The organism is Candidatus Neptunochlamydia vexilliferae (assembly GCF_015356785.1).
GTDB classification, from domain to species: Bacteria; Chlamydiota; Chlamydiia; order Chlamydiales; family Simkaniaceae; genus Neptunichlamydia; species Neptunichlamydia vexilliferae.
In genome coordinates this window covers 1-12736 of the sequence record NZ_JAAEJV010000055.1, presented here as the reverse complement: position 1 = coordinate 12736, position 12736 = coordinate 1, and the positions used below count along the sequence as shown (strand labels likewise).

The window sequence follows — 12736 nt, the reverse complement described above, 5'->3', positions numbered from 1 at the left end:
TAAGGATATTACAAGTAAGAGGGGGGAGTAAAAATATTTTTATGTAGATCTATGGAATTTATCTCATCGATACCTATGGAATTTTCCTTGACTTTGACAATCTCTAAAGTCATTCTACGCCTACCGTAGAAAGGGGTTTTAAGATACTGCTCATCGATTGCTCTCATTAACTGCAAGTCCTCTTGGCTTGGCCCTCAAGATTGATAGTACAAGCCTGAGCGCCATACACTAAGTAGTTCACATTGTTTTCGTTGGGAAAAACACTCGTCTTCAGGGTTTACAAGTGATCTTCTCTTAACTAGGTCAATATAGCTAATTTTTTTTTAAGCCATTCTATTTCCATCTTAAGCCTCCCAATTTGTTCGAAAAGCTCAGCTTTTTCCTTTTCACTTCTTTTTAGCCCTGAGGCTCTTCTTGGCTTCTCAAAAACCTGAAGTCCAACTTCTTTAAAGTGTTTTTTCCAACCTGCAAGTACCATAGGATTTACCTCTAGTTCTCCTGCTAGCTGTGATGCTGTTTTATCTTCTTTCAGGATTTCTAGTACTGCCTTGAGCTTAAACTCCGCTGAATATGTTTTTCTTTTCTTTGCCACTTTTGGCCTCCTTGTTACGGAGGTTATAAGCTTAGCAGGTGGCTCTAATTTATCGGACCATTATACATAGCCTTGGTAACCATTTTTGGGAAAAAATTTGAAAAAATATCGGCTCAATTTGAGAAAGTCTCCTTGGATCTTAGACAACTCGATTCAAGACTCTCCAGGATAGAAGGGTTCATTGAAAGGGACATGGTAGGGGGAGCAAAAATGAGCAAGCCTACCGGCACAGAGTAACGGTTGCTGTCAATAAAGAAGAATTTCGAAAAAAAATTTGGGTAGCCTTAGGCGACCCAATTAACCGCTACCCTGTGAAAATTTTCTGACAACTCCTACTCCAATGCTATCAGGCTCCCAAAAGTTGATCCCCAGCCCGAGGCCGCCAGACGAGAAGCCGCCAACCTTTGCACCATATTCATCGCTCAGCATCTCCTGGCACCGGGTGTAGGTTCGAGGTTTATCAGCATATAACATTGTTTTAGATCGAATGTAATTTGTTAAGGCTACTATCGTAGCTTCAAGCGTTTTGGGGAGATCATAGGGTTGCTCAGTTTTTTTGCTGAGCATCTTTACCATAGCTTCTTGAGCTGTATAGTCTTTACCACGACTGTTTGGAATAACATCGTAGCTCATCATGATCCAGTAGGGGTAGGGAACTTTTTGGTTACCGAGATCTTCTTTGAGCTTAACGTAGTAATATCTATATGCTGCAGCTTTGTCATCTAAGTTTTTGCTTTCTATAAGGTCTTGAAAACTATTGATTGTAAGCGGCTTGCCATTTATTTTTTGAGGGATAAAAGTTAAAAGATGGGTATCCTTTGTTTTTTTACCTCTCCAGATTGGGCAGTCGCTATTAAGAATACTTTCGATATTTGAAGGCAAGGGAACCGTTTTATCGACATATCCAATATATTTCTCCCATTCTTCAGGGCCAAAAGCTATTTTAGGTAATTGGGGGGCTGTATGTCTATGCAAGCTTACCTGGTTTTTGCGTAAACACTCGTAGATTGCTTGATCAAGCTCTATAGGTACTTTATTTCCTGTGAGATCAAGGTTGATTAGGGTTGAACTATTTTTGGTAGCATCGAGCAAACCTGCAATCGCTTTTTCGGAAAGCTTCGAGTACCTTAGTTTAACCTCTTTTAGTGCTTTGCTTTTGGTAATAAGCTGTGCTATTATTTCAGCCCACTTATTGTTAATTACACAAAAGCTTAAGTCCAACGTTTGAAGATCTTGGTTGGATAACAGGCGTGCAATATCCTTTTTATTTTGCGCTATGCTTCGTTTAAGTCCTTGGGCTTTGAGGAGAGAATGATTGAGTCTTGCATAGTCATAATTTTTCAAGTCGATATGGATATTTTTGAGTGCTGGAGTGTAGGTATTTTTGAATGAATAAAGACTTGAAGCTTTTAGACGAATAGTTGTCAGTTGGCGGCATTGAGAGACATTGAGGCTTTTAAGCTTGGGAAGACGGACTGGTAGGGAAGTTGCTAGACCAGGGATTTCTATAGAGCGAAGCTTGCTACAGAAGCTAAGATTAAGTTTTCTAAGGTGAGGAAGAGTATTTCCAAACCCTGAAAAGTTAGAAATTGCAGAGTTACGTAGGCTGAGTGTCTCAAGTTTGGGAGCATTAAGACGAATAGTTGCCAGTTGATGGCAGTATGAGAGATTAAGTTTTTTGAGGTTGGGAAGGTTGATCTGTGAAGGGGGAGTTTCTGGTTTAAAAGCTGTAGCTTCTTTCCCTGGGATTTCCAAAGATAGAAGGTTAAGGCAGCAGGAGAGATTGAGCTCTTCGATAGAGGGAGTCTTGTCTCCGATTTCTTTGAAGAAAACAATGCCAGAGCCGCTTAGATCAAGGATCTTGATGTTTCTGTGAAGAAAAGGAAGTAAGGTTGGCGTATTGAGGGTTGTGCAACCCTGGATATGAAGGGAGGAGTAGTTTTTAAGCAAGTTCAGCTTAAGGCTGGAAGTAAGAATACGCTCTCTTTCATCGTCTCCTACTAGGTTTATAAAATCAACCTCGATCCCTTCTTTGATGGCGCGGGCTGTTTTGAAGGTGCTATAGAGGAGGAACTCTTCTTTTGCTTTAGAAATAGAAAGGAGTCCTTTTTTAATCTCCTTGTAGGTGAGTTCTTTGCCATAGCAGGAATATTGAGCACCAATTGAGGTGGAGGATTGCCTAACCGTTCTTCCAACCGCTTTTTCGAGACGGTTTTCAGCCGTTTTTCCCCTATTCTTATAGGCATTACTGAGGTATTTCCCAATGTTTTGCGTACTGTAGTCTTTGGCTCTTAGGTTAATAAGGGAGTCAAGGAGTCGGTTAGCTGTTACTTTTCTTTTGACATTAAGAGAGCTTTTAAGAAATCTCTGAAGATAGTCGAATTGGGCGCATAGGGTGGCCATTTCCCCTTTACGGAAGAGAAGGGTAGGGGTGAAGGTTCTAAGAGCATTTTCTTTAAAGAGTTTTTCAAGGGTTTTTTCGTTAAATAAGGCGCAGTACTCTTTTTCCTTGGCTTCAAGATTTTTTATCCAGCCTTCAAGGATAAGGTTGGGTTTGAGATTGCAGAAATCTTTGATAACATCTTGTTTGAGTTTAAAGCCAGGATTAATGGTAAAGAGGATCGAACAAAAGCGGACGGTGTCATGGGGCATTGGCTTACCGACATCTTTTTCAGGAAGCCTTCCAAGCATGAAGTCGAGCTTTCTTTTCCAAGCCTCTGAGCTTTTTTCTCCCTTAAGTATAGGGATCGCAAAGGCGATATCGTTGTCGATAGAGGTGATTTTCCCCCGGTTATAGATATAGTTGGGTGCTCGTCCGTCGGCAGGACGGGTGAGAATCGATAGGAGGAGATTCCATGTATGGTGTTTCCCATCTAGGGGAAGTGTTTTTTTTGTTAAGGCCTTTTGAAGGTTGATACCGGGGACAGTCTTGGAAATAAGGACGGGGTAGGTGTTGTTTCCTTTGGTAATTTTTGCAAGTTCGGTAGGAGGGGGGCCCTCTCCTGAAAGGCGGGAGGTGAGGTTATAAATCGCATATTCCATAAGGGGGTGGTAGGGTTTTTGTTTGATGTGGAGGTCGAGCTCTTCTTTTTTGAGGTGGCAGACATTGTGGGCACTTCTATACCCCTCTGTTGTCTCTTCTCCGGGATAGTCATCGCTGATATTGTCAGAGGAATCGAAGAGGTCATCGAAGAGGGTCTCTTTGATGTAGCGGGTTCCGAGCGTGGGGCTGGTGATGGTAGCGGCTGATTTTGTTTTTTGCGTCAGGCGGGTGAGTGATTTATAGAACGCCTGCTCCTCGATCAAGACCGACTGTCGGGTTCCCTCGCGGTTGGGGATGGGAGCGAGCAGGTTATAGAGATCTGTTTTTTTCTGTTGGAGGAGGGTTTTAAGGTAAAGGCTTCTGAGTGGCTCTGAGGTGGTGAATTGGGAGAGTTTTTTGTACCAATAGAGGTGGCGCTTTTCTTCGGAGACTTTTTGAGCCATGCAGGTGACAAAGGTCTCAAGTGGGGCTGTTGCTTCGAGAGGATTAGATGCAAGGGAGAGGATCTGGTTGAAGGTCAATTGGGGAAGAGAGAGGTTGATAAGACTTTTTTCGAGGGGAGCAAGCTGAGTTTTTTTAACCTCTTTTGGATCGGACTTGTTGCTTTTTTGAAGCGCTCCTTCAAGAACCTTTTCGAGATAGGTGTAGAGGGGCTCAAGGAGGAGAAAGTAGGTACGAGAAAGGAGCGTTTCATGATCCTTGAGAGGTTGGAGGTCGACATGGATCGTGTAAAGCATTTCGACACTTTCCCTTAGAAGAGAGCGGGTGAGGGGGTCAAAGATTTTTCTATTTTTAAACCCATCTAAGATGTCGAGGGTGTTTGTCTTATCGATCCCAAAGTAGAGAGCGAGATCGCCGATGAGGAGAAAGAGGGGCTTGATGTATTGCTCTTTGAGGTTAGACCCAGATAAATTCGAGAATTGGTTTTTGCTCGCGCCAGCATCTCCTTCGAGGGAGCTAAACCTGGGGCGCTGGCTTTGGCAAATTCCCAATTCTTGAATTTGCTTGGATATAACCGTCTCTGTAACCTCTTGTTTCCATACTTTTTTGTAATCGGTGATTCTCTCCTTGATGAGCAAGAGGGCCCGCCATTGGCGGACTGTTTTGCTACCTGCGGGGGTGTCTAAGATTTTTTGGACCTTTTTTTTATATTTGGAAATCAGTTCTGGACTGTCTGTATCGAGGTAACGGGTTCTAAGAAGGGTATGAGAAAGACTTGCTGGATCTTCTTCAGTTTTTAGTCCGGTTTGGTTTGCCATTTCTTTTGGTTTCCGGATGTAGTCTGTGGAATGGCTTCCATGATCGAGGTGGAGTCCCGAGGGGCACTGGAGAGCGGTGAAAGGGTTTTTCGTCCCTATACGGGGCTCTCCAAGGGAGGTGAGCTGGAGATTGATGAGGCGGTCGAGTGTCTGGAAGTAATCGAAGTGGCTCTTTTCTTTGATGAGGATCATCCATTCGAGATCGGAGTAGGGGCGGACCTCCTCTCGGGCGATGGATCCCATCGCCATGAGGGCATAGCCGGGGGGAGGCGGGCCGAGGATTGCAAAGGTGTCTTTGAGGATGTGGGTGTTTAAAAATGTGATAAAGTCTTCGGTTTGCTTTTTCTGGAGATTCCGTATGGAAGATCCATTCTGGGTGGGGAAGGTTTTCCGGTACTCATCGAGGGCTGTTCGATATCTCTCGGTGATGTAGGTTGGATTTTGGGGTAGAGGGGTGGGGGTTAGACCTGCTCCAATAGGGTGGGCAAGATGGGAGAAACTGTCAGCTCTATTGTCTCGCACTTTGATGAGGACTTCTTGGGCTTGTTGGTAGAGTTTGAGGAGGTAGTCACCTCCATCACACTGAAAGGCCCGTAGCCTTTGGATCTCGTTAAGGATTTTTTCAAAATCTTCGGGGTGGGCATTTTGTTCGCACTGAGCAAGTCTTTCTTTATAGAGTTGTGTATCGACAAGCTTCTCTTTGATGATGGGGATGAAGAGCTTGGAGGCTTCTTTGTGGAGAGCCTTGAGTTTTTCTGGAGCGTATTGAGTAGCAAGTCCAATTGCGTTGCTATAGTACTCCATGGCGAGGATGCTCTCGTTAATCTTGGCATCTCCCTTGAGGGGAGCTGCCCATTCGCGATACCGTTGACCACAGAGGGTGGCAAGCGCGAGCTGCTCCTTCCCCTTTGAAGGGGTATATTTGAGGAGCCGTGGGATCATCTTTTGGGCTCCCAAAAGCTGTTCAAAGAGTCCTTTAGGAAGGTAGCTGAGGAAAAAAAGGGAAAGGGCATAGAGGCGGTCGAAGGCTTGAGAGGTGGTTCCATTGTTAACCTGAAAGAGAAGGAGGCGGAAGTCCTTGAGGCTTTGCTCTCTTTCGTTTTTTGCAACCCTTTCCTCTGTTTGTTTAAGGAGTGCGAGGTTAAGCGGGCAGGGGGGAGGTTCAAGTTTCTCTTTTTCTGGCTTCTTTGGTAAGACAGGGATCGGTGGTGTTGACCTGTTTAGAGGAGGTGTGGAACTTCTTTCTTGGGTCAGTGTTTGAAAGATTGGTGAGAGTTTTTGGTCTGATGAGAAGAGTATGTTGGTGGGGAGACATCGGGAGAAGTGGGCTCCTTGGTGGTGGATGATGATTGGTGGGGTGGAGAGCTGGTTATTAATGGGGGAAGTAGCGGGAACGATATTTCCTCCTTCAGACTTGACAATGAGGACTTTTTTTTGAAAGAGGTGGGCGGCAAGCTCGATCTCTTGGGTGTTGAGATAGAAAGGGGGGTGGTTAACCGTTTCGATATAGTGGTCCACCATCTTTTCTGATAGGATCCAGCCCTTTTTTTGGGCGCTCTCTTTTCTGAGGAGATCTTCCTTAGCGAGTTGGAGGGTTTCAATTGCCTTTTTTGCATCATTTCGAAGAATGCTAAGGTAAAGGGGTCTCTCCTCATTGATCCGACTGAGGAGGCGGAGGGGCTCTTTCTTGAAGATTAGCGCGAGCTCCTCTTCCGACTTTCGGTAGTAGAAGCTGGTGGGATCTGTAATTTTTTCTACCTCAGAGAAGAGGTGGGATAGGATGTCCTGGGACTGTTCTATTTCTTGGAGCCAGAGGAGAGCTTCCTCTTTTTTGATCTTTTCTCTCTCAGTGATGTAAGGGACTGAGAGTCTTTTCGCCTCTTCTACCAGGGCCTTCCCCGGTTGACTGTCATTAAAAAGCATCTGGGAGGAGGGATCAGTTGAGGTGAGGTGAGACTGGATTAGGCCGATAAATAGGGCTATCGTGTGGGGATCTCGTTTTTTAAGAGCCTCTTTAAAATGGTTGGTAAAGGAGGTTTTTGCTCGGCTAGAGGAGGTGGTGCTTTCACCGGGAAAGCGGTAGATTCCTCCACTTTCAGTTCCAAGGAGGGCGTGGAGGGCGCAAGCGCCCTCTCCACGGGTGGGGACCACTTGATAGTCCTTTTCTCCCAAGCTAAAAGTAGTCTGCTTTTCTGGTAAAGTGGCTTGGTCTGTCAGGGCAACGATGGTTAATGCTTCGATTTGCTCACTCAATGTGGTGTAAAATGAGGAGCGGTGATTTGCAGGAACCTGCTGGAGTTCATCTTGCAGTTTTAGAAGTTCACCTACTTCGGGTGGGGAGGTTGTAAGTTGATCGACGATTGTTTGGTATTTTTTCGAGATCTTTTCTAATCCCTGCTCTTTTTGTGGAATCTCTTCTTGGTTGAGAAGGTTCATGTAGAGCTGATTTGCCCCCTTGAGGAGCTCTTCTTTATTTTTTCCATCCGAGCGTTCGATAAGCTCGATCAAATGATCGAGCTGCTTGTACTTGACACTGTTTTTTTCTCTACCGATCCGGATCTCAGCAAGCTTTTTCCCAAAAAAGAGAGAAGACCTCTTTTTTTCTTTGATCGGTGAAAGGTTCCATGTTTTTAAAGAAATATCGTGGCTTCGTAAGAAGGTGTCTATTGTTTCTTTTGCCTTTCCGGTCAATGTCTCATAGCTGTAGCGGTGGGTGGTTTCTAACCCCTCGAGAATACAGGTTTTTGGCTTAGAGGTCTGAGTATAGAGGTGGGCAACGACCTTCCCCTTGATATTGTAGAACTCGAGAGAGTGGTTTCCGATTGGGGTCTTTCCGAGTTGGTTGGAAGAGGATGCCATTGCTATCTCCAATTGAAAACAGCACCATTTTTGCGGAAATAAAAATTTTTATCAAGGGGGTAATGGGAAAAACCTTTGCTAATCCCTTGATAAAACGGGGTCAGAAAGCTGGTCGATCTCTTCCTCTGATAGTCCGGTTGCTTCGGAGATTTGACCGATCGAAAGGCTTTGTTTAAGGAGTGCCAAGGCGACTTCTCTTTTCCCTTTTGCAATGCCTTGCTCTGTCCCTAGTTCAAGCCCCTGATCCATGCCTTGCTTAAGTCCTTGTTCTATGCCTTGTTTAAGTCCTTGCTTTATTCCTTGTTGAATACCTTTTTTGACCCCTTTTTCCTCAGCTTTTTTTAGTGTATTTGTCTCGATGCGGAGCCACTTGAGATGGTTTTCATAGGCCTCTCTTTCCTCAGAGTTAAAGTTCATGACATTTAAAACGTTCAAGGCTTTTTTAAGCTCAGGAGTATCTAGAGGCTTCGGAAGTTTGTCTACTTTGAGAAGATTGTTCCGGGTAAGAAATGCCGACCACATGTCTAGAGAATTTTGGATTTTCGGAATCATACCTTCGAGCTCTTTGCTTAATGAGTCGGTGAATTTTTTAAGCTCAATTGTGTGGAGTTCGAGGTCTTTAAAAAAATGGAAGTTTGTCTCTTTTTCGGTAATGTGGAAGACGTTATGGTATTTTTCTGCTTTGGGAATTGAGGTAAAGTTGAGGATGTGGATCCCAATCACTTTTTCCAAGGTGGAATAGTCTTGAGCTGTTTCTAGCTGTTCGGTGTAGAGCCTTGCCCAGTAATAGAGAGCCCTTTTATCATAGTCACCCTCATCTGTAATTTGGATCTCGATATTAAACCTTTTACCCGTGCTGCCCTTGGCTTTGATATCTAAAACCGACAGCTTGTCACTTTTAAAGTTTTTCTGGTTATAGGGGTTTAACAGAGTGATATCAACAACCTGATCTTCTTCTCCCACAATCGAGTTAATCAGAGAAATAAGTAGGTCTTTATTTTCTTCGATGCCAAATATTTTTTTGAAGGCAATGTCGACGCGGGGATTGATCGCTTCCATGGTGCTCCTAAAGTTTCTACTTTCCTCGATTTTACCCTTTTTTGAGATTTTTTTCAACCGGGAGCGTTTTCGATAGATATCACATAATTGCTCGGGCTTTCCAGACAAAAAAGGATATACAGACTGCGCCTTTCATGGTAAAATTGCAGGCAATGGAGTATTAGAGACATGATAGACTTGTTAGATATCAAAATTGACGTCGTGTTCAAGGACTTTTTTGGTGACAAAAGTAGCAAAGAGATTCTAGAAAGCTTTATTAATGCTGTTTTAGGCCTTGAAGGAGATGACCGCATAGAAGTTGAGGAGTTCCTTGACCCTAGAAAGATGCGTGTCGAAGTAAGAAAGCCTTCGGCCTTTGTTGACCTATCGGTTAAAACCAGAAGAGGAGAGCGCTATATTATTGAAATGCAAACCTATAATCACGATGGGTTTGACAAAAGGCTTCTCTATTACTTAGGTAAAGACTACACCGAGCAAATAGAGTACCACTACCACCAACCCATTTCTTCAAAGAACTCAAACGACAAAAAGGCTAAGAAAATGATTGGTTGGGCCGACCTTCCAAAAGTCCACATCCTAGCAATTATAGATTTCCATCGTAGCCAGGGAGAGAAGAATGGAATCTTAAATCATCATGAAGTCGTAGAAACCTATCGGTTTAAACCCGAGATCTCCGCTTCTAACGAGCACATCTTTGATCATTGGAAAGCAACTATCGTTGATCTTAAGAAATTTAAGTCAAAGCCCGTTAATAAACTCAAGACGGATAAAGAGATATGGATCCATATTCTAAACAATGCACCCTTTCTTAAAGAAGAAGAAAGAGAGCTTCTAAAGAAGGATCCTATTTTCCAAAGAGCTTTAGAGCGGCTCGAGATGCTTTCTGCAGACCCGAAAACACGTAAAGCTTATGAAGCAAGCATTAATGACCAAAGAGATCACTTAGCGGTTATAGAAGCTGCAGAAAGAAAAGCTCATAAAGAAGGTGAAGCCAATAAAGCTTTAGAAATCGCCCAAACTTTGCTTAAGCAGGGCCTTCCAGTCAATCAAATTTCTGAAGCAACCGGACTTTCAAGCGAAGAGATTGAATCCCTCCGCTAGGTTTTTCTAGAAAAAAATTTCGGGCCGCCTGCGGTGGCCATCCAATGCCCCCACTCAAGAACCCATGCTCCTACTACCCACTACCGTGTGGAACTTTCCTGACAACCCCTACCCCAACGTTCTCAGCCTCCCAACCATCGTAGCAGTAGTTGAGATAAAGACCATCAGCAGAAAAACCGCCTATCGCTGGTAGATACCCATCATTTAACGTTTTCTGACACCGGGTATAGGTCAAGGGATCATTTTGGTAGAACTTTTTTTCTGAACGGGTGTGCTCCATGAGAATCGTGACTGCTGCTTCGAGCGCTTTGGGAAGGGTGTAGGGTTTCTGGCTCTTTTGGCTGAGGGTTTTAGCGAGGCCTTTTTGATCGCTATACTTTTTATTGCGACTATTGGGGATAACGTCGTGGCTCATCAGGATCCAGTAGGGGTAGAGCACTTCTTGGTCTCCAAGATCCTTTTTAAGGTTACCATTATAATAGCGATATTTCGTGGCATGGCCGTTTCCTTTGGGCCATTCGATGAGCGTTTGAAGGGTGTTGAGGGTCAGGGGCTTTCCTTTGACCGTTTTGGGAATGAGGGTGAGGAGATGGGTCTCTTTGACCTTTTTATCACTCCAGATGGGACAGGGGCTATTGAGGATCTCTTCGATGTTAGATGGTAAGGGGGGCACCTCTCCGACTGGTCCAAAGTATCGTTCCCACTCTTTGGGGCCAAAAGCCATTGGAGGGATGGGGAAGGAGTGAGAGTGTATCCTTGTGACCGATATAGAGCTGCTACTTGTGGCGCTTGAGTTGGAAGAGGAGCTGCTTTGGAGGAGAGGTTTTATCTGCTTCTGGTTTTCTTGAAGGCTTTTGTATAGGGCTTTTTCCATGTCGTAGGGAATGGCATTTCCAAGGAGATCAAATGTCACCAAGGTTTTGCTTTTTGTGGCAGCTTGCATCAAGGAAGCGATCTCTTTTTCCGATAGTGGAAAATAGGAAAGGATTAAACGCCTTAAGTTCTGATTTTTGTCGATCAGCTGAACAATAAAGGGAACCATTTGAGGGTCGAGCGCTCCTTTACCCAGCTTTAAAGTGGTCAACGTTGAACTTCCAATAATTGCTTGCATAAGGGGGGCAAGACCTTCTTTGGATGTGGCATCAGCGAAGATTTTAAGATCGATAAGGGTCCGACTCTTTTTTATGATTTCCGCGATTACCTGAAGACCTGGAGGAGTTAGCTTTCCCTGGCTAAGGTCGAGTTGGGTTAAAGACAAAGAAATGAAGTTTTGGATGGTTTTTTGATTTTCTTTGTCGTTAAGTCCTTTGTTAAACTGTCTGACACGTCCCTCTTGGCTCAAGGCTTCTCGAAGCGCTTGAATATCGATTTGGGGGGTATTTTCTAGGTCGAGTTTTGGCAGATGGAAAACGTCTAAAAGAAGGGTTGTTAGGTTGGGGTTTTTGTTGGCTTTGAGGACTTTGAGGGAGTGGGACTTGAGACGAATGGAGGTGAGGCGATCGCACCGGGCGATGTGGAGCTCTTGAAGTTTGAGGAGTTCTAGGGGGGGTGAGTTAAAGAGCCCCCTATTTTCAAAATATCTCAACTTTTTGGATCCACTGAGGTACAACTTCTCAATGTTGGGGGCTTCTTTGGGGAGGTTACTGAGACTTTCTAAGTTGGAACCGCGGATGTCGAGGATTTTTAGGCCGTGGTGGAAAAAAGGGGTGAGCTTTTCGGGGGTCAGGACGGTGCAGTGGGGGATACGGAAGCTGGTCATTTTTTTGTTTGTGAGGAGGCTTAAGCTTTCGAAGAGAAGGCGTTGGCGGTTTGGGGTGGGGAGCTTTGAGAAGTTGATTTCAAGGCCATTTTTGAGAAGATGGCCTTGTCCTTTCATGGGGAAGGCGATGAGCTCTTGTTTGGCTTTTTCGAGGGTGTAGAGTTTGTGGTTTTCGATCTCTTCGAGTTTAGGGATTTTGCCAAGGGTGGCTTTCATGGTTTGGGGGGTGGTTTTGGAACGGTCTTCGCGAGCTCCGGTTGCTGTTTTGAGGCGGTTTTCGATGGAGCCTGATTTGAAGGTGTAGGCTTTTTGGATGTAGGGGCCGATGAGGCTGGTGCTGAAATCGTCTTTGTGGAGGTTGACGAGGTGGGAGAGGAGGGTGTTGGCGGTTTGGGGCTGTTTTAAAACTTCTTGGAGTTTTTTGAACTGGGTGCAGAGGGTGGCCATCTCTCCTTCTCGGAAGAGGAGGGTGGGGGTGAATTGGTTTTCTTGGTCTTCGTTATAGAGTCTTTGTCGCTGTTTGAGGGTAAAGAGGGAGGTGTATTTTTTTTCTTTGGCTTCGAGATCTTTGACCCAGCTGGTGAGGATGAGTTGGGGGTCGAGGTTGAGGAAGTTTTTTACTACTTCGGGATGGAGTTTAAATTGGGGATCGATGCAAAAGAGGACGGAGCAGAAGTTGATGGTTGATCGGCCCCAGTTTTTGACGATGGGGGCTACGAAGGCGATGTCGTTGTCGATGCAGTGGAGTTTTCCTTGGTTGAGGATGTAGTTGGAGGTTCTTCCGTCTCCGGGGCGGGTGAGGATTGCTGTGAGGAGGTTCCAGGTGAGGTGTTTTCGGTCGAGCTTTAGTGCTTTTTTGCTAAGGGCTGTTTTGAGGTTTTCTCCGGGGATGGTTTGGGAAATGAGGATGGGGTAGGTTTTTTGGCCAGGAGGTTCTAAGCGGGCGAGTTCTGTTAGGGGGGGGGCCTCTCCGGAGAGGCGGGAGGTGAGGTTGTAGATGGCATATTCCATGAGGGGATGGCTGGGTTTTTGTTTGACGTGGAAGTCGAGTCCTTCCCACTTAA

The 12736-nt window shown here is 44.9% G+C and carries 5 protein-coding genes; 1 reads left to right on the top strand and 4 read right to left on the bottom strand.

Annotated features, from left to right (window positions below):
- Positions 1-298 precede the first annotated feature (298 nt).
- The 3 genes from NEPTK9_RS07870 to NEPTK9_RS07860 form a co-directional block, all read right to left on the bottom strand.
- A complete protein-coding gene (locus tag NEPTK9_RS07870; RefSeq protein ID WP_194846977.1) occupies positions 299-592 on the bottom strand; it encodes a transposase in 294 nt (97 codons plus the stop codon).
- A 297-nt stretch (positions 593-889) separates the two neighbouring features.
- Positions 890-7753, bottom strand: coding sequence for a DUF294 nucleotidyltransferase-like domain-containing protein (locus NEPTK9_RS07865; protein ID WP_194848286.1), 6864 nt, complete (start codon positions 7751-7753; stop codon positions 890-892).
- A 78-nt stretch (positions 7754-7831) separates the two neighbouring features.
- Complete coding sequence (locus NEPTK9_RS07860; protein ID WP_194848285.1) at positions 7832-8812, bottom strand: Rpn family recombination-promoting nuclease/putative transposase; 981 nt, start codon at positions 8810-8812, stop codon at positions 7832-7834.
- Between the two features lie 168 nt (positions 8813-8980).
- Here NEPTK9_RS07860 and NEPTK9_RS07855 point away from each other — a divergent pair, with 168 nt between their 5' ends.
- Positions 8981-9913, top strand: coding sequence for an Rpn family recombination-promoting nuclease/putative transposase (locus NEPTK9_RS07855; RefSeq protein WP_194848284.1), 933 nt, complete (start codon positions 8981-8983; stop codon positions 9911-9913).
- 73 nt (positions 9914-9986) lie between these two features.
- Here the strand turns inward: NEPTK9_RS07855 and NEPTK9_RS07850 are convergent.
- Positions 9987-12736: leucine-rich repeat domain-containing protein (locus NEPTK9_RS07850; protein WP_478219257.1), on the bottom strand; the 2750-nt coding region annotated here is incomplete at its 5' end.

Bases quoted from the DNA above. Each gene is read 5' to 3' on its own strand.
- NEPTK9_RS07865 (WP_194848286.1), bottom strand. From the start codon at position 7,753: ATGGCATCCTCTTCCAACCAACTCGGAAAGACCCCAATCGGAAACCAC.
- NEPTK9_RS07860 (WP_194848285.1), bottom strand. From the start codon at position 8,812: ATGGAAGCGATCAATCCCCGCGTCGACATTGCCTTCAAAAAAATATTT.
- NEPTK9_RS07855 (WP_194848284.1), top strand. From the start codon at position 8,981: ATGATAGACTTGTTAGATATCAAAATTGACGTCGTGTTCAAGGACTTT.